Here is a 17,917-nt window from a genome sequence, read left to right as displayed (position 1 = left end):
AATCTTTTCAAACTATAGTTGCTATACGTAAATGCTGTGCGGCGGAATGGGTGTATTCGTTACCTTTGCCAAGTAGAACAAAAGCCATTTTAGGCGTGTTCTTGTTTGCTTCGCCCACTTTTCACGGGCCTCGCTACTCCTACTTTATGGCATCAGGTAAGACTACTACCCCCTCCACCCGCCGCACCACTCCCGCGGCTACCCCCGACTCCGCTATTGAGCCCGGCCAACTCGCCGAGGTTGCATCGAACGGGGAAAGCACGCGCAAACGCGGCACCAGCCGCACCAGCCGTAGCAACGAGGCCGTCCAAAACCCCAACTACGTCAACGACCAGCTCACCCGGGTGCTTTTTGCCCTCGATGCCTTTAAGAAAGGTGACGTATCGGTGCGGCTGACCAAACAAACCGACGATATCTTCGCGGAAATAGCCGAAGCCTACAACTCCATGGTAGAGATGATAGGCGGGGTAGGTGGAGAAGTTTCGCGCATCTCGAAAGTGGCCGGCGTAGAAGGCAACCTGAAGGCCCGCGCCTCCGCCGACAATGCCGCCGGCTTCTGGCGCGACATGATCAACAACATCAACGGCCTCGTCGATAGTATTGCCGTGCCGGTGCTGGAAGTGGGCAAGGTGCTCAAGAATATCAGCAAAGGCAACCTCGACGAAACCTTTCAGATTCCGGTATCCGGCGACTTCAAGGTGATGGCCGAAACCATCAACAAGACCATCGACAACCTCAACCTGTTTGCTGGCGAAGTAACCCGCGTGGCGCAGGAAGTAGGTACGGAAGGGAAGCTCGGCGGCCAAGCCTCGGTGCCGAACGTAGGCGGCGTGTGGAAAGACCTCACCGACAACGTGAACACCATGGCCTCGAACCTGACCTCTCAGGTTCGCGACATCGCCAATGTGGCCAGCGCCGTAGCCAAAGGCGACCTGACGCAGAAGATGACGGTGGATGTAAAAGGCGAAATTCTGGAGCTGAAGAACATCCTCAACCAGATGGTGGACTCGCTCAACATCTTCGGCGACGAAGTAACCCGCGTGGCCTTGGAAGTAGGCACCGAAGGCAAGCTCGGCGGCCAGGCCTCCGTACCAAACGTAGCCGGCGTGTGGAAAGACCTCACCGACAACGTAAACTATATGGCTTCCAACCTGACGAGTCAGGTGCGGGATATTGCCAACGTAGCCAGCGCGGTAGCCAAAGGTGACCTAAGCCAGAAGATGACGGTAGATGTGAAAGGCGAGTTGCTCGATTTGAAGCAGAACCTCAACCAGATGGTGGATTCGTTGAATCTGTTTGCCGGCGAAGTAACCCGCGTAGCCCTGGAAGTAGGCACCGAAGGTAAGCTTGGGGGCCAAGCCTCGGTGCCGAACGTGGCGGGCGTGTGGAAGGAGCTGACTGATAATGTAAACTTCATGGCCTCCAACCTGACTCTGCAGGTACGAGACATTGCCAACGTCGCTACGGCGGTTGCCAAAGGCGACCTGACGCAGAAAATCACCGTGGAGTTGAAAGGTGAACTGCTCGATTTGAAGCAGAACCTGAACCAAATGGTGGACTCGCTGAATCTGTTTGCCGGCGAAGTAACCCGCGTGGCGCTGGAGGTGGGCACTGAGGGTAAGCTTGGGGGCCAGGCGTCGGTGCCCAACGTGGCGGGCGTGTGGAAAGAGCTAACCGACAACGTAAACTTCATGGCTTCGAACCTGACGAGTCAGGTGCGTGACATTGCCAACGTAGCTACTGCCGTAGCGCGTGGTGACTTGAGCCAGAAGATGACGGTGGACGTGAAGGGCGAAATTCTGGAGCTGAAGAACATCCTCAACCAGATGGTGGATTCGCTCAACATCTTCGGCGACGAAGTAACCCGCGTGGCCCGCGAAGTAGGTACGGAAGGGAAGCTCGGCGGCCAAGCCGCCGTGCCTCGTGTAAGTGGCACCTGGAAAGACCTGACCGACAACGTAAACTTCATGGCCTCGAACCTGACCTCTCAGGTTCGCGACATCGCCAACGTCGCCAGCGCCGTAGCCAAAGGCGACCTGACGCAGAAGATGACGGTGGATGTGAAAGGCGAAATTTTCGACCTGAAGAACATCCTTAATCAGATGGTAGATTCGCTCAACATCTTCGCTGGTGAGGTAACCCGCGTGGCCCGCGAAGTGGGTACCGAAGGTATCCTCGGTGGCCAGGCGTCGGTGCCCAACGTTATGGGAACCTGGAAAGACCTGACCGATAACGTAAACACCATGGCTTCGAACCTGACCTCTCAGGTACGAGATATTGCCAACGTAGCTACCGCCGTTGCCAAAGGCGACTTGAGTCAGAAAGTAACTGTAAATGTGAAAGGTGAGTTGCTGCAGTTAAAGGAAAACCTTAACCAGATGGTGGACTCGCTGAACACGTTCGGCGACGAAGTAACCCGGGTAGCCCGCGAAGTAGGCACCGAGGGTAAGCTCGGCGGCCAGGCCGATGTACCAAACGTGCGCGGTACTTGGAAAGACCTCACCGACAACGTAAACTTCATGGCCGCCTCGCTCACCAGCCAGGTGCGCGACATTGCCAACGTAACCACCGCCGTAGCCCGCGGCGACCTAAGCCAGAAGGTGTCGGTAGATGTAAAAGGCGAGCTGCTCGACCTCAAAGACAACATCAACCGGATGGTGGACTCGCTCAACATCTTCGCCGGCGAAGTAACCCGCGTGGCGCAGGAAGTAGGCACCGAAGGTCGCCTTGGCGGCCAGGCGCAGGTGCCCAACGTGAGCGGCGTGTGGAAAGACCTGACCGACAACGTAAATACCATGGCTGCCAACCTCACCACGCAGGTGCGGGGCATCGGCAAGGTAGTAACCGGCGTATCGCAGGGCGATTTGACGCAGAAACTGACCTTGGAAGCCAAAGGCGAAGTAGCCGAGCTGGCCGACACCATCAACCGCATGGTGGACGACCTGAACCGCTTGGCGCAGGAAGTAAGCCGCGTGGCCAAAGTGGCCGGGGTGGAAGGCAAACTAACCGAACGCGCTACGGTAGGTGGCGTGAGCGGCTCGTGGAAGGAAATCGTGGATACGCTCAACGACCTGCTTGAATCCATTGCCTCGCCGGTACTGGAAGTGAGCCGCGTAGTACGGGCTATATCAGAAGGTGACCTTACGCAACAGGTTGAAATCCAGACGGCCGGCGACATCCAAGCCATGGCCGACGCCCTCAACCTGGCTGTCGACAACCTCAACGACCTGCTGGCAGAAATCAACGAGTCGTCGCAGGTAGTGGGGACGTCGTCGGAGGAAATGGCGGCGAAAGGCGAGGAGATGAGCCGGGTAACCGTTGACGTGGCCCTGGCCATGCAGCAAATGGCCGAAGGTGCTCAAAACCAAGCCCTCAAGACCGACCAGGCTTTCAAGCTGATTGAAGAAATCATGCAGGCTACCAAGGAAACGGCCGGCAAGGCCGACGTGGGTATCAAAGCCGCTATTCTTGGGGAGCAAACCTCGCAGCTCGGTTTGAAAACGGTAGCCGAGGTGGTAAAGAATATGGAAGAAATTTCGGCGGCAGCAGCTCAAACGGCCCGTACCATCGAAGTGCTTTCCAACCGCTCACAGGACATCAGCAAGACGCTGGCCGTCATCACCGACATTGCCTCGCAAACCAACCTGCTGGCCCTCAACGCCGCCATCGAAGCGGCCCGCGCTGGTGAAGCCGGCCGCGGTTTTGCGGTGGTAGCCGAGGAAATCCGGAAACTGGCCGAAGGCTCACGCCGCTCGGCTTCGGAAATCGGGACGCTGGTCGACGACGTGAAAAAGGATACTACCAGCGCAGCTACGGCTATTTCCACCATGGAAGGCCGGGTATTGAAAGGGAAAAACGCTACGTTCGAGGCCAGCTCGGCCTTCAAGAACATTGCCACCAGCTCCGGCGAAACCCTCCGTACCTCCCGCGACATTCTCACGGCCACCGAGATTCAAAAAACCTCGATTGGCGACGTGGTGAAGTACGTGGAAGAAGTGGTAGCCATTGCCGAGCAAACCGCCACCGGTACCCAACAAGTGGCCGGCACGGCCAAAGGGTTGTCCAGTTCGATGTACGAGCTAACGGTATCGAGCCAGCGCCTGACCGACATTGCCGACGACTTGCAGTTAGGTCTCTCCAACTTCCAGCTGCTGGAGGAAATAGAGCCGGAGCCCGAACCGGAGCCTATTCGTGTGCGCCGCACTACGCGCCGCCCAGCGCCACCGCAGGCGGTTTCTGCCACTCCCGAGCGCGACCGGGCTCACACGCGCCGCGCCAATGCGGCCACGGATGCCGCCCACGCGCAAGCTGTGGCCGCCCGGCCATTGGTTGCCACTCGCCGCGGCGACGTGCGTGCCACCGCCGAAGCTCCGGCTCCGGTGCGGAAGTCAACCAACGCGGAGCAGGCGGAAGCTCAGCGGAGCCGCAAAGCCCGCCGCCGGACTGCAACCGAAGAAAAAGCTCCTGCGGCCGGCGTTAACGGTACGGCTAAGAAGCCAACAACAGCCCCCGCCCCCACAGATAAGCCCACTGCCAAAACTCGGTCGAAAGAGAAGGAAAAGGAGCAATAGCACGATGCCACGCGGCAAATAAATACAAAGCGTGGCATTGCTGCTAGTCTGACTTCTTGATTCTCACTTTTAGGTTTCCAGCTAAATGCCTGACGCAGCACAAACCAACGATAAGAAAACGGCCAAGCCTGACCCCATTATTCAACTAATCGTGTTCCGGCTTGGCGACGAGGAATACGGCCTGCGTATCGAGCAGGTGAAAGAGGTAACGATAACCCCCGAAGTGGCCCGTATGCCCAAAACACCGCCGTTCATCAAAGGCATAGCCAACCTGCGCGGCGACATTATTGCCATTGTTGACCTGGAAGAGCGTTTTGGGCTGCGGCCGGGGGGGCAGGAACTGCCTGCTACGTCGTACACGCTAGCTATCGAAGCCAAGGATTACACCATTGGCATTGTGGTGCGGGAAGTGCCGCAGCCATTGTCGATTCCGGTTTCCATCATTGAAAAAGCGCCGGAATTCATCCAAGACATCAACATCAACGACAAGTACATCGAAGGCATCGCCAAGGTAGACGGCCGCATCATCATCGTGCTCGACATGCTGAAGCTGCTCACGCCCTCCGAAATCATGCAGTTGCAGTCTTCTTAAACATCTTTGCCTGCTGGTCGCCGTACAACGTCCAGTTTCCATACCTTCTGCTCTCCCCTGGATTTTTGAAATACGTCTTATGAAAAACCGCATCCTCATCGTCGACGACTCTTTTTACATGCGCACGATGCTCAAGAATGTGCTTACTGATGCTGGCTATGAGGTAGTAGGCGAGGCCGCCAACGGCCAACAAGCCATCGAGATGGCCGCCGCCACCAAGCCCGACCTCATTACCCTCGACGTAATTCTGCCCGATAACACCGGCCTCGACGTGCTCAAAGGCATACGCGAAAACGACCCCGACGTGAAGGTGGTGATGTGCAGCGCCGTGGGTCAGGAGGTGATTGTGAATGAAGCCCTGGAAAGTGGGGCTTCCGCATATATCGTGAAGCCTTTTTCCGAGGAGAAGGTGTTGGAGATAGTGGGAGGAGCCCTAAGCGCTGAGTAGCACTTTGCTACAGAGTTGCTTACTACACAGCCGGCCGGTTTTCTGGTCGGTTGCGAGCCTGCTTGTATTGTTTCTTTCTCGTGCCTGATATTCTCGCTCCACAAACTGTTTTGCTTGGCAATCTGCCCACTGCCGGGCGGCTTGCACTAACGCGGCTGCTGCTGCAGCTAGGGCTACGCGTAACCAGTATCAGCGAAAAGCCGGCTGAGTTGATCACCCAAATCCGTCGTCTCCGGCCCGCTTTCCTGATTGCCGGCGAGTTGCAACTGCGTGGCATCGAAGTGGTTAGCCGCCATGTGGTGTTGCCCGTATTGCTTTACTGCGAAAGCCAGCCGCTGCCCGGTATGTTGCGGGAAGCTGGCCGGTGGGGCGTTTTCGACTTCATCTTAGCTGATGCTCCCGTAGCAGATTGGACCCGCGCCATTCTGCGCAAAGTCCAGGTAACAGTGCCGCGGCTTGCTGTCCCGCTCCGGCAAGTACGTAGCGCCGCTGCCGTGCCGGGGGTGCCAGGAGGCGTGGTGGTAATTGGGGGCTCGACGGGTAGTCCGGCCGCTGTCGAGCAATTAGTACGGGCGCTGCCAGCTACGTTAGCTTGTACGGTGCTGGTGGCAGTGCATCTGCCGGCTTCTTTTCACGGGTCATTCGTAAAGCGCTTGGCGCGAGCTACTTCACTGCCGGTTATGGCCGCTGGCGCGGGTACTCCGCTGGTGCCCGGCCACATTCTGGTGGCGCCAGGCGGGCGTAACCTTGTGGTAAGTAAGGCCTTGCATACCCCCTGGCAGTGCTGGCAAACTGATTTCTCTATGGAAGCCAGCCTTTCCGGTGATGAGCCCTCTATTGATATTCTCATGCGTTCGGTTGCCCATACGGTGGGTAGCAACGTGCTTGGGGTAGTGCTTACCGGCATGGGCCGCGACGGAGCCCTAGGAGCGCAGGCCATCCGGCAGCACGGCGGCACGGTGCTGGTACAGGACGAAGCCTCCTCGGTGGTTTTCTCGATGCCGAAATCAGTTATCGAGGCGGGGGCGGCCAATGCGGTGCTGCCGTTGGTGGAATTGCCCGCCGCCATTGTGTTGTACGCGGGAAAATTCCGGCGGGTGGTGGCCGGGGCGCGTCCTGCAAGTTTGTCTGTTCCTTCGTCGCGTTGGTTGATTGAGCTATGAAATCACGCGAGCAGGAATACCGGGAAATATTCATGGCCGAGGCGCTCGAGTACTACGACGCCATGAGCCAGCATATAAGTGAGTTAGAGCGCAACCCGCAAGACCAGCCCGCCCTCAACGAGCTGTTCCGGCTCATGCACAACCTGAAGTCCAATTCCCGGGCCATGGGCTTCACCGAAATCGGGGAGGTGGCGCACCACATGGAAACCATTTTCGGCTTGATTCGGGACAAGCAGCGCAACTTTGCCGGCAGCTTGAGCAAGGTGCTTTTCTCGGGGGTCGATACGCTTGGTAGCATGATTCGGGCCGTGGGCGAGGAAGCTGCCTTGCCCGACGTGACCCTGCTGCTCGACAACCTCAACCGTTTGGTGGAAGGCGAAGAGCCCGAACTGCCGGAAGAAGACCTCAGCGACGAAGAAGCTAACCGCAAGCTGGAGCTTTCCGACTTGGTGTACATCCAGATCAAGAAGCTCGACCACCTGCTCAATTTGGTAGGCGAGCTGATTATCGACCGGGACCGTATTCTCACGCTGAGCCAGGAAATTGGCAATCCGGCCCTCCAGAATACGGCCGCCCATCTGTTTCGCATCACCGATGAGCTGCAGTATTCGGTGATGGATGCGCGCCTGGTAAATGTCGGCTCCCTGCTCAACAAGTTTCCGCGGGTGGTGCGCGACGTAGCCACCGCCGAGCGCAAACAAGTGGAGCTAACCCTGAGCGGCCAGGACATTCAGATCGACCGCAACATCCTCCAGATCATTACCGACGCGCTGTTGCACTTGGTTCGCAACGCGGTGGGCCACGGCATCGAAACGCCCGAAGAGCGCATCAAAGCTGGCAAGTTGGCGGAAGGGCACTTGCAGCTTTCCGCCCAAACCGAGCGCGACGACGTGCTGATTCAGGTAATCGACGACGGCAAAGGCATCAATATCGAGCAGGTGCGCCGCAAAGCCGTGGAGCGGGGTTTGGTACCCAAACAGATTGCCAAAACCCTCGACGACGATGCAGTGCGGGCCTTCCTCTTTGAGCCCGGCTTCTCAATGGCCAAGGAAGTAACCGAGATTTCCGGTCGGGGCGTGGGGCTCGACGTGGTTAAGCTGGCTATCGACTCGTTAGGGGGGCAGCTGCGCGTCGATTCCAAGCTGGGGGAGGGTACCACATTCACGCTGGTATTGCCGACCTCTATCGCAGTGAAGGGCGCTTTGCTTTTCGAAATGGAGAAACGCAGCTACGCCATTCCCCTCATGCACACCGACTCGGTGGTGTCGTTGCTGCCGGAGCAGCTGCACATAGTGGGCGGCTTGCTGATGGCCCGCGTGCAGGGCGAAAACGTGCCCGTAGTTAGCCTGCAGCGGCTGCTGAACGGGGACGGACCCATGGCCGCTGTTTCCCGTGCCGATGTGCAGGGCCGGCAGGATATTATCATCATCGCTTACAACAATCGCAAACTCGGGCTTGTCGTTGATCGTTTTTTGCGTCAGCAAGATATTGTCATCAAACCGATGAGTAAACCGTTGGATACCATCGAATTGTTTGGGGGCGTTACGCTGCTCGGCAGCGGGCAGGTGTGCCTGGTGCTCGACGTACCCGCCTTAACTCGACTATTTCTTGCCCGGCGACCTTAAATTTACGTAATGCTGATTCCGCTGTAGTCACGCTACCGCAGCGACAGGCCAATTGAATGAATAATATGGACTTGCACATGACGGAACTGGAGCGCGACGTGGTCCGCGAAATTCTGAACATAGGACTGGCCCGCGCCGCCGATTCGTTTGCGGTGATTGCCCAAGAAAAGGTGCTTCTGGAAGTGCCTAGCCTCGATTTGGTGCCTGGTACCGGTATTTTGGACCTGGTACGTACCATCCAGGAAAACCATGTGCCAGTGCAGTCCGACATTCGTGGTGATTTCAACGGCACGACGCTGATGTTTTTCTCCGGGCTGCATATTCAGCGCCTGTCCAAGGTGTGTTTGCGCATGAATACGCCGGCCACTACCCGCATCGATGAGATGCAGGAGTCGCTGTTGTTGGAAATTAGCAACATAATCACCGGGGCCCTGGTAACGCAGCTAGCCAATATTCTGAAAGCCAGAATCTACGGAGCCCCGCCCGTTGCGCCCCGCGGCGACATTTCCGCCTCCCTGCACAACCTGCTACTAGCTCAGCCCTTGGTGCAGCCTCTGATATTCTCGGTTATTACGCAGTTTTCCGACAAAGACAACTCGGTGGAGCTGCCGCTGATGCTGTTCTTCGACCGGCCCACTTTCGAGAAGATTCTCGATATCATCCGCACCTACGACTTCCTAAACGGCCAACCCTCTTAGTGGTGAAATGGTGAATTTGTGAAATGGTGAGTTTGACGTTCTAACCGTGCCAGTGGGGCCGGAGAAACGTCAAACTCACCATTTCACAAATTCACCATTTCACACTCTCACCACTTCACTGTATTGCCTTATGGCTTCATCTAAGTCCTCTGCACTCGACCATAAACTAGCCAGCTTTGATCCTAATGCCTTAGGCGACTCGCAGGGCGGCGTGTACGGCTTGCCATTCACCGTGGAGGAAGCGCAGGTAGTTATAGTGCCCGTGCCGTGGGAAGTAACCGTTTCGTACCGGGCCGGCACCGCCGAAGGCCCCGATGCCATCCGGGAGGCCTCCCTGCAAGTGGATCTGTACGACCCGGATATGCCGGACGCCTGGCGCATGGGTCTGGCCATGGAAGATGCCGACGAAAAAGTGGCGCAGCAAAGTCAGCAACTGCGCAAGCAGGCGGCCGCCTACATCAAGTGGCTGGAAGCAGGCGAGCCCGCCGCTGAAGCTGCCACACACGCCGACGTGCCGGCTGCCATTACCAAGCAGGGGTTAAGCCTGTTGAACTACCTCAAGCAAAAAACCGGCGCCTACCTCGACGCCGGCAAGGGCGTAGTGCTGCTCGGCGGCGACCATAGCACCCCTCTCGGCTATCTGCACGCGCTGGCCGAGCGCCACGAGGAGTTTGGCATCCTGCAAATCGACGCGCACTGCGACTTGCGGCCCGCCTACGAAGGCTTCGAATACTCACACGCTTCCATCATGTACAATGCGCTGAAGCTGCCGCAGGTGAAGAAGCTGGTGCAAGTCGGCATTCGGGACCTGAGCCAGCAGGAAGCCGAAACCGTCGAGCAAAGCCAGGGCCGCATCGTGATGTTTCATAACCGCTTCCTGAGCGACGAGCGGTTTGCCAAGAAATCGTGGAAGAAGGTGTGCGGCAAAATCATTGCGCAGCTGCCAGCGAAGGTGTACCTGAGCTTTGATATCGACGGCCTCGACCCCAAGCTCTGCCCCGGTACCGGCACACCCGTGCCCGGCGGCTTGGAGTTCGAAGAAGCCCTCTACTTGATTCGAGAAGTAGTACGCTCGGGCCGTACCATCATCGGCTGCGACCTAAACGAAGTAGCCCCCGGCGACACCGAGTGGAATGCTATTGTGGGGGCGCGCCTGCTCTACAGCATGGCCAACTGGATGGGCGTCTCGCAAGGCCGCCTCACCGACAGAACCGCTGAAAAGTAGAATAACTTAGTGCCTAGTGCTTAGGTCGTTCATTTATCAGTAGTTGAACGGCCTAAGCACCAGGCACCAAGCAAACTATCCTTTTTACCTCATCCGCGTACATTCCCCAACTTTCTCCCTCACTTATTTCTCTCTACGCGCATGGGATTCATTCTCAAGTTTCTGCTCACCGCAGTTATCACCTATCTGCTGGCTGCTTTCCTACCTGGCTCCCACATCGGCGGCTTTGGTGACGCTATTCTGCTGGTTATCGTGTTAGCCGTCCTGAACGCCGTGCTAAAGCCAATTTTGAAGCTGCTTGGGCTGCCTATTACAGTGCTGACGCTCGGCCTGTTTCTGCTGGTCATCAACGCGGCCATCATCATGATTGCCGACGCGTTGCTGTCCGGCTTTTCGGTTGATGGCTTCCTGTCGGCTTTGCTGTTTAGCGTCGTGCTGTCAGTCGTAACGTCCGTTGTGGATGCGGTAGTAGATTAGAACAATCGTTTCTACACCAAAACGCCCCGGCTGCCTTGGCAGTCGGGGCGTTTTGGTGTTATGCGTAGAAGTTATTAAACTGAAGCAGCAGCCCGCTGTCGGCGGCGCTGCCGCCATGCGCGCAGACCCCACACGCCGAGCGCACCACCGAGCAGGAGTGGCCACGCCGTAACCAGTGCCAGCACCAGGCCCGTGAGCAATTCCCACCCGTCATAAAAAGACTGCACCAGCCGACTGCTAAACGAGATGACCGGCGCGTCGGGGGCGTTCAGAGTGATTTCCTGGAAGTAGTTTAGCGTGATGGTCGAGTAAGCCACTTGGTCGTTGAGGGTTTTGAGGCGGCCTTCCGTGGATTCTATATCGCCCCGCACTTGTGCTAGTTTCTCTTCTATCTCCAGAATATCAGACACTTTCTTGGCCTGCCCCAACAAGGCTATATACCGCTGCTCTAAGGCCCGTTTGGTGCCTAGCCGCGCCGATACGTCGGCGTGTTCGGCCGTCACGTCGTCGGTGCTGAGCGTTTTAGTTACCAAGGTGCCCAAGCCATTGAGGCTGCCTAGCATAGCCTGAAAGCGGCTCGGCACCACCCTGATTTTCATTTGGTGCTGTCGCTCGCCATCCTGCCGCGTTTCCGAAGCATCCGATACGTAGGCGCCGTACGTGCGGGTGAGGCTGTCCATACGGGCATTAGCTTGGTCCAGGTCGTCCACTTTCACCCGCACTTCGGCGTGGTAAATGAGCTTGCGCGTGGCAGCCGGCGCGGCCGTGGCAGTGATTGTTTGGGCGGGGCTGTCCTGACTGACTTCTTCCGAGACTATAGCTTGAGGCGCCCCTGCCGATTCCGCTTCCTGCAATGGCGGGGCATTCATCAACACATTCTGCTTTAGTATCTTATCCTCGGATGTGGCCTCCCGCTTCTGACTACAGGCTGCCAGCAAACACAACCACAACAAGAGCAACCACGGGGCTTTGCGCATGATACAGGACCTTAAAGTGTAGTTCGTTTCGCTCAAACCCCCTTCACCTGCACTCAACGGTTGGTTGAGGATATCTAGTATCTATCGCGGCTCTCCACCCGAATCGTCCCGAATTGCCCGAAAACAACCTTGCAAGCCGCTATCCGGGGTAAAATTTACTTGAAGGCTATGATCAATACCGATGGCTGGCGGGGCTATTATCAACGGCTTAATGGACGTGTGGGGTATAACTGTTGTTTCCGGGGCCATCATGGTCAGACAAGTTCATCCAAGGCGCATCCCAGAGCAACGGCATTGAGTCGTTGCCGAGCTTCAGCTTTGCCAAAGCCCAGTTGCACCAGTTTGTGGCGTGCCGAAAAACAACCTTCCTGTTGCGTTTAAACGTGTGTGCATTTCACTCTGATCAATATCAGGAAGACCTGTGCAAAGACCTCCTTAAATTGTTCCAACATAACCTGCTTCAGCACAGTTTGCTTCCTAAACCCCGATTTTTTACTCTGCTCTAACTATTCGCTACTGGGCTCGTTTGAGTTGGAGCACATTGCCCGCTCAAGTTTAATATGAATTCACCTGCTCATCCTTCTCTGCTGCTCCACGTGCCCGCCGACGAAGCGCCTACTGCCACCATCAACCGGGTACTAGAGCAAGTCGGAAAGTATCTGGATGCCGACCGTTGCTTTCTCTACGTCCGCGACCCGGCCATTGGGAAAGGCCGCATTGCTTTCTGCTGGCGCAAAAACGACGCGGTGCCTAATCCCATCCACGACTGGCAGGAGGATACAACTGACTTGCCGAAAGAAGACCCACTGTTTCGGGCCGCGTTAGCCACTCAACCTTCGGTGTTTGTGGAAGATGTGGAAGTGGCGACGCACGATGTGCTCAACCGCGAATTCGAGCATAAAACTTTCGGCCATCGTGCTCTGATCCACGCGCACATCACCGATAACAACCAACTATGGGGCATATTGCAGCCCTGCTTGTTCGGGCAGCCACGGCATTGGACTTCAAAGGAACGTGCCGCCATGGAAGCTATTCTGCCAGCTTTGGTGCCAGTTGTTAAGGCGTATATCGGCAGCGTAAAAATCCCCGCTAAAGCAAAAAAATAGGTGCTGCTTTTGCGGCAGCACCTATTTGAAATCTGAGGGAAAACTCGCTTACAAACGACGGATCTGCGCCCCCAAGACGTTCAAGCGTTTATCGATGTTTTGATAACCCCGGTCAATCTGCTCGACGTTTTCAATCACGCTACGGCCATCAGCCGACATAGCAGCAATCAATAGGGCAACCCCAGCCCGGATATCCGGCGAGGTCATGGTGATGCCGTGCAGCTGGGTGCGCTTGTTGAGGCCGATTACCGTGGCGCGGTGCGGGTCGCAGAGAATGATTTGCGCGCCCATGTCGATGAGCTTGTCCACGAAGAACAGGCGGCTCTCAAACATCTTTTGATGAATGAGCACCGTTCCCTTGGCCTGCGTGGCTACCACCAGCACAATGCTGAGCAAATCGGGGGTGAGGCCCGGCCAAGTATGGTCGGAAATGGTCAGAATACTGCCATCGAGGTAGGTGGTAATCTCGTAGCGGTCCTGTGCCGGAATGTAGATATCGTCGCCGCGGAATTCCAACTGGATACCCAACTTGCGGAAAGTGTCCGGGATAACTCCCAACTCCGAGATCTGACAATCTTTGATGGTGATTTCCGAACCCGTCATGGCTGCGAGGCCGATGAAAGAGCCAATTTCAATCATGTCGGGGAGCATGCGGTGGTCGGTGCCACCGAGACTTTCCACGCCCTCAATAGTGAGCAGGTTGGAGCCGATGCCGTTGATACGAGCGCCCATGCGTACCAGCATCTTGCAGAGCTGCTGCACGTAGGGCTCACAGGCCGCATTGTAAATGGTGGTAGTGCCTTCGGCCAGCACAGCCGCCATCAGAATGTTGGCCGTACCCGTTACCGAGGCCTCTTCCAGCAGCATGTGGGCACCGCGGAGCTTGCCTTCAGAATTGATGCGGTAGAAATCCAGGCCTTCGAGCGTGAGCTTGCCACCGAGCTTCTCCAATCCCACAAAGTGCGTATCCAGGGGCCGCCGGCCGATTTTGTCGCCGCCGGGCTTGGGCAGCTGGCACTTGCCGAAACGAGCCAACATAGGCCCAAGTATCATCACCGAACCACGCAATGCTCGGCCCTGCGCCACAAACTCGGGCGTATCCAGGTAGTCGAGGTGCACATCGTCGGCTTGAAAACGGTAGGTATCCGTAGCGAGCTTGCCCACTTTCACACCCATGTCGCGCAGCAGCTCAATCAGCTTGTTGACGTCGCGGATATCGGGAATATTGGAGATGGTGACGGGCTCTGAGGTGAGCAGCACCGCGCAGAGAATCTGTAGCGCTTCGTTTTTGGCGCCCTGCGGCACAATTTCTCCTTTAAGCGGATTCCCGCCAATTACTTCAAATGAGGCCATATAGATAGAAGTTAGGAGCTAGGAGGTAGGAGTCAGGAATTGAAGGCAGGGTGAGAATACTGTTTATGAGATTCTAACCTCTGCTTTTTGCTCCTGGCTCCTACCTCCTAGCTCCTTCAAAAAATTACTGCGGGGGTTGTTGGGGCTCCTGGCGGCCTTTCTTGCCGCCACGGCGCTGCTTGTCGCGCCGGTTGCCACTGCTGCTGTTGTTGCCACGGCGCTCCTGGCGCTCCTGGCGGGGCTGCGGCACAATGAAGGCTGCCCGGCCCGTACTGCTCGTAGCAGCAGCGGGAGCGGAGCCAACCGCAAACTCAAATAAGCCTTGGGCTTCCACCTGCGCCGGATCTAGGGTCAGCTGCCCGCCCGATAGATCTTTGAGATGCTTGAGGATAGTGACATCCTTGGCGTTTTCCTTGTTGTGCGAGCGGTACAAGAACTTCATCGTCCGCCCGATGGTGATGGTAGCCTGCTCGCGCTCCGAGGGGTCTTCCAGCGCTAGCGCCTTTTCCACCATCAACTCCACGCTGCGGCCGTAAGCTTTCAGCTTCGGACTTAGCTTGGGGTAGGGAATGGGCTTGGGGTGCTGGTTGAGCTGGCTCAGGCCTTGCAACTCGAACGGCGCGTCAATGTCGAGGTCTTCGTCGGCCATCTCGTAGAGGTGGTTCCAGACGCGCTGCTGCGCATCGGGCTGGTCGCGCAGGGCGGGTTGCAGCCGGAAGACAAGCTGCACAATTTGGGTGGCGCGGCGCGTACGCTCGGCCTTGTCTTCCACTTCGCGCAGGCCCTGAATGAGCTGGTAGGTTTGCTGACCGTATTCGCGTTGGAGCAGCTCGTGTTTATGTAAGGAAGGTAAGGGCATTGGAAATTAATGTAAGTCGGTAAATGTACGAAACCTCACCCCCCGGCCTCCTCTCCTTGGGGAGAGGGGGAGCCTAATGACCTTGCAAGGTTGAATTTGATGGTTTCGAGAGTCTGGTTGATATTAGTAAGGATTTGGTCGTTAGTGAAACGCAAAATGCGGAACCCCAACTCTTCAAGTACGTGGGTGCGGCCGGCATCGTACTCTGCTTGTCCGGTTTCAGTATGGATTTCCCCATCTGCTTCCACAATAAGCCACGCCCGCAAGCAAACGAAATCGACAATATAGCGGTCAAGAGCGTGTTGCCGCCGAAATTTATAACCAAGTTTGATTCCTCGTAAGGCTTGCCACAGCGCGTTTTCAGCCTCAGTCGGCTGCTTGCGGTTAGCGCGACTAAAGGCTTTCAACTGTTTCGCCCAGCGTTCGGCATCCGTGGTAAAAGCATGACGCTGTCCAATAGTCGACGATTCCTCACTCATGCTCGAAAATCTAGTATAGTACCACGTTAGGCTCCCCTCTCCCCAAGGAGAGGGGGTCGGGGGGTGAGGTTCACAGCACCCGCAATTTCGCAAAACTCAGCAATAACGTCTTCTCGCCAACTTCTTCGAACTCGATAATGGCTTTGGTGGAGCCCGAAACGGTTTCCAGCTTCGTTACGTGGCCGTAGCCAAACTTGGGGTGCTCCACGCGCTGCCCGGTTTGCAGGTTGCTGGTATCGGAAGGCTGGAAGTCGGCCGGGGGCGTATAGCCTTTGGCTACGGTCTTACGCGGCGGGGTGGGTATGAGGTTACTGCGTCGCTCAAATACGTGCCCAAACGGTGACTCGCCCGGCCCGGCAGGCGGGGTAGCCGCGAACTTGAAGTCCACAAATTGTGGGTCGATTTCGTCTAGGAACCGGCTTTTCTCGCAGCTGCGCAAGTTGCCCCACTGGTAGCGGGAGGTGGCGTAGCTTAGCGTCAGCTTCTTCTCGGCCCGCGTGATGGCCACGTAAAACAGCCGGCGCTCTTCCTCGAGGTCAGCCCGCGAGGTAATCATCATTTGGCTCGGAAACAGGTTTTCCTCCATGCCTACGATGTAGACGTTGCGGAACTCTAGGCCCTTGGCCGAGTGAATCGTCATCATCGTCACGGCTTCGCCTTCCTGCTGCGCGTCTTTGGTGTCGGCATCCGTCACGAGGGCAATGTCTTGCAGAAACGCGCCGAGTGTTTTATCTTCGCGCTCCGGATCCTCGGTGTAGGCCTTTACCCCGTTCAGCAATTCCTGGATGTTCTCGTAGCGAGACAGACCTTCGATACTCTTATCGGCGTACAGTTCCTCGATCATGCCCGAGTTCTTGGCAATGAACTTGGCGGCCTCAAATGCGTCTTCTTTGGCCGCTACGGCCGTGTACGCCTTGATCTTCTCGGCAAAGTCGACAATAGGATTGGCGGCGCGGGTGGGCAGAAACTGGTCGGCGTTGGCTACTACTTCCCAAATGGTGTGGTTGCTTTCCTCGGCAGCGTTGATGAGCTTGGCAATGGTGGTGTCGCCGATGCCGCGCTTGGGATAGTTGATAACGCGGCGCAGCGCCTGCTCGTCGTTGGGGTTCACCGTGAGGCGCAGATAGGCCACCAAGTCCTTGATTTCCTTGCGCTGGTAGAAACTCAGGCCACCCACAATTTTGTAGCGAATGTTGAGCTTGCGCAACGATTCTTCCATGGCCCGGCTTTGGGCGTTGGTGCGGTACAGAATGGCAAAATCGTCGTACGACAGATGATGACTCATCTTGTCCTCGAAGATGGAATTGGCCACTAGCTTGCCTTCCTCGTTGTCGGAGGAAGCCTTCAGTACCTCGATGAGTGGCCCTTCCTCGTTGTCGGAGAAAACGTCTTTGCGGAGCTGTGCCTGGTTGTTTTTGATAACCGAGTTGGCCGCCTTCACAATGGTTTTGGTGGAGCGGTAATTCTGCTCCAACTTGAACACCTGCAACTCCGGGTAGTCTTTCTCGAAATTCAGAATGTTTTGAATATCAGCGCCCCGGAAGGCGTAAATACTTTGTGCATCATCACCTACCACGCAGATGTTGCGCTCCTTGGCGGCCAGCTTACGCGCAATCAGGTACTGCGAGTAGTTGGTGTCCTGGTACTCGTCCACCATCACGTACTTATACAAGTTCTGGTACTTGTTCAGCACATCGGGGTGGTCTTTGAACAGGACGTTGGTTTGATAGAGCAGGTCATCGAAGTCCATGGCGCCAGCCTTGAAGCAGCGGTTGGCGTACTGCTGGTAAATCACGCCAATCTTGGGCCGCAGCGCCGCCTCATCGTCCTGCCGGATAACCGGGTCGTTGAGATATTGCTGCACGGAAATCAGCTTGTTCTTGGCCGCCGAAATTCGGCCGAGCACCATGCCGGGCTTGTAGAGCTTGTCATCCAGCTCCAACTCCTTCAGAATCTGGCCGATTAGCGTTTTGCTGTCCTGCGTGTCGTAGATGGTGAAGGAGCGGGGGAAACCTATCTTATCGGCCTCCGAGCGCAGAATGCGGGCAAAGATGCTGTGGAAGGTGCCCATCCAGAGGTTCTTGGCCGCCGCGCCGCCTACCACCTTCTCGATACGGGCGCGCATCTCTTTGGCGGCCTTGTTGGTAAAAGTCAGGGCAAGGATATTGAACGGGTCGACGCCCTGTTCGAGCAGGTTGGCAATGCGGTAGGTCAGCACCCGGGTTTTGCCCGAGCCCGCGCCGGCTATAATCATGCAAGGGCCGTCGATTTGCATCACGGCAGCCGCCTGCGAGGGATTTAGTAGAGAAAGATAATCCAGTGCCATTCAGAAAAGCTAAGCGTT

The 17,917-nt window shown here is 56.7% G+C and carries 14 protein-coding genes; 9 read left to right on the top strand and 5 right to left on the bottom strand.

Annotation, left to right across the window (positions count from 1 at the left end):
* Window positions 1–146: 146 nt before the first annotated feature.
* From VF639_RS14760 to VF639_RS14725, 8 genes are all read left to right on the top strand, one after another.
* Window positions 147–4,571: a HAMP domain-containing protein gene (locus VF639_RS14760; RefSeq protein ID WP_331146688.1), complete on the top strand. Its 4,425-nt coding sequence runs from the start codon at window positions 147–149 to the stop codon at window positions 4,569–4,571.
* Between the two features lie 85 nt (window positions 4,572–4,656).
* Complete coding sequence (locus VF639_RS14755; RefSeq protein WP_331146687.1) at window positions 4,657–5,163, top strand: chemotaxis protein CheW; 507 nt, start codon at window positions 4,657–4,659, stop codon at window positions 5,161–5,163.
* A 79-nt stretch (window positions 5,164–5,242) separates the two neighbouring features.
* On the top strand, window positions 5,243–5,611 hold the full coding sequence (locus tag VF639_RS14750) for a response regulator (RefSeq protein WP_245124572.1): 369 nt from the start codon (window positions 5,243–5,245) through the stop codon (window positions 5,609–5,611).
* 80 nt (window positions 5,612–5,691) lie between these two features.
* On the top strand, window positions 5,692–6,774 hold the full coding sequence (locus VF639_RS14745) for a CheB methylesterase domain-containing protein (RefSeq protein ID WP_331146686.1): 1,083 nt from the start codon (window positions 5,692–5,694) through the stop codon (window positions 6,772–6,774).
* Window positions 6,771–8,399 carry a chemotaxis protein CheA gene (locus tag VF639_RS14740; protein WP_331146685.1) on the top strand — a complete coding sequence of 543 codons (1,629 nt, stop codon included), beginning with the start codon at window positions 6,771–6,773 and terminating at the stop codon, window positions 8,397–8,399. The genes VF639_RS14745 and VF639_RS14740 overlap by 4 nt, the downstream gene beginning before the upstream one ends.
* A gap of 77 nt (window positions 8,400–8,476) precedes the next feature.
* Entirely contained in the window at window positions 8,477–9,097 is a 621-nt protein-coding gene (locus VF639_RS14735) for a chemotaxis protein CheC (RefSeq protein ID WP_331146684.1), read from the top strand.
* A gap of 130 nt (window positions 9,098–9,227) precedes the next feature.
* Window positions 9,228–10,322 (top strand): agmatinase family protein, encoded by a 1,095-nt coding sequence (locus VF639_RS14730; protein WP_331146683.1) that lies wholly within the window; start codon window positions 9,228–9,230, stop codon window positions 10,320–10,322.
* A gap of 141 nt (window positions 10,323–10,463) precedes the next feature.
* The gene (locus VF639_RS14725) at window positions 10,464–10,799 is read left to right on the top strand and encodes a phage holin family protein (protein ID WP_331146682.1); all 336 of its coding nucleotides are present in this window, start codon (window positions 10,464–10,466) and stop codon (window positions 10,797–10,799) included.
* 74 nt (window positions 10,800–10,873) lie between these two features.
* On the opposite strand, the gene VF639_RS14720 is transcribed toward VF639_RS14725, so the two are convergent.
* Entirely contained in the window at window positions 10,874–11,776 is a 903-nt protein-coding gene (locus tag VF639_RS14720) for a DUF4349 domain-containing protein (protein WP_331146681.1), read from the bottom strand.
* Between the two features lie 560 nt (window positions 11,777–12,336).
* Here VF639_RS14720 and VF639_RS14715 point away from each other — a divergent pair.
* Window positions 12,337–12,882 carry a GAF domain-containing protein gene (locus tag VF639_RS14715; RefSeq protein WP_331146680.1) on the top strand — a complete coding sequence of 182 codons (546 nt, stop codon included), beginning with the start codon at window positions 12,337–12,339 and terminating at the stop codon, window positions 12,880–12,882.
* Between the two features lie 48 nt (window positions 12,883–12,930).
* Here VF639_RS14715 and murA read toward each other — a convergent pair whose 3' ends face one another.
* From murA to VF639_RS14695, 4 genes are all read right to left on the bottom strand, one after another.
* Window positions 12,931–14,235 (bottom strand): UDP-N-acetylglucosamine 1-carboxyvinyltransferase, encoded by a 1,305-nt coding sequence (murA, locus tag VF639_RS14710; protein ID WP_331146679.1) that lies wholly within the window; start codon window positions 14,233–14,235, stop codon window positions 12,931–12,933.
* Window positions 14,236–14,359: 124 nt separating this feature from the next.
* Entirely contained in the window at window positions 14,360–15,094 is a 735-nt protein-coding gene (locus tag VF639_RS14705) for a DUF4290 domain-containing protein (protein WP_331146678.1), read from the bottom strand.
* Between the two features lie 35 nt (window positions 15,095–15,129).
* Complete coding sequence (locus VF639_RS14700) at window positions 15,130–15,573, bottom strand: endonuclease domain-containing protein (RefSeq protein ID WP_331146677.1); 444 nt, start codon at window positions 15,571–15,573, stop codon at window positions 15,130–15,132.
* 70 nt (window positions 15,574–15,643) lie between these two features.
* On the bottom strand, window positions 15,644–17,893 hold the full coding sequence (locus VF639_RS14695) for an ATP-dependent helicase (RefSeq protein ID WP_414654727.1): 2,250 nt from the start codon (window positions 17,891–17,893) through the stop codon (window positions 15,644–15,646).
* Window positions 17,894–17,917 lie beyond the last annotated feature (24 nt).

Source organism: Hymenobacter sp. (assembly GCF_036387835.1).
Classification (GTDB): domain Bacteria; phylum Bacteroidota; class Bacteroidia; order Cytophagales; family Hymenobacteraceae; genus Hymenobacter.
Note: the sequence above shows the minus strand (reverse complement) of the source record. Positions and strands in the feature narration are given on the sequence as shown.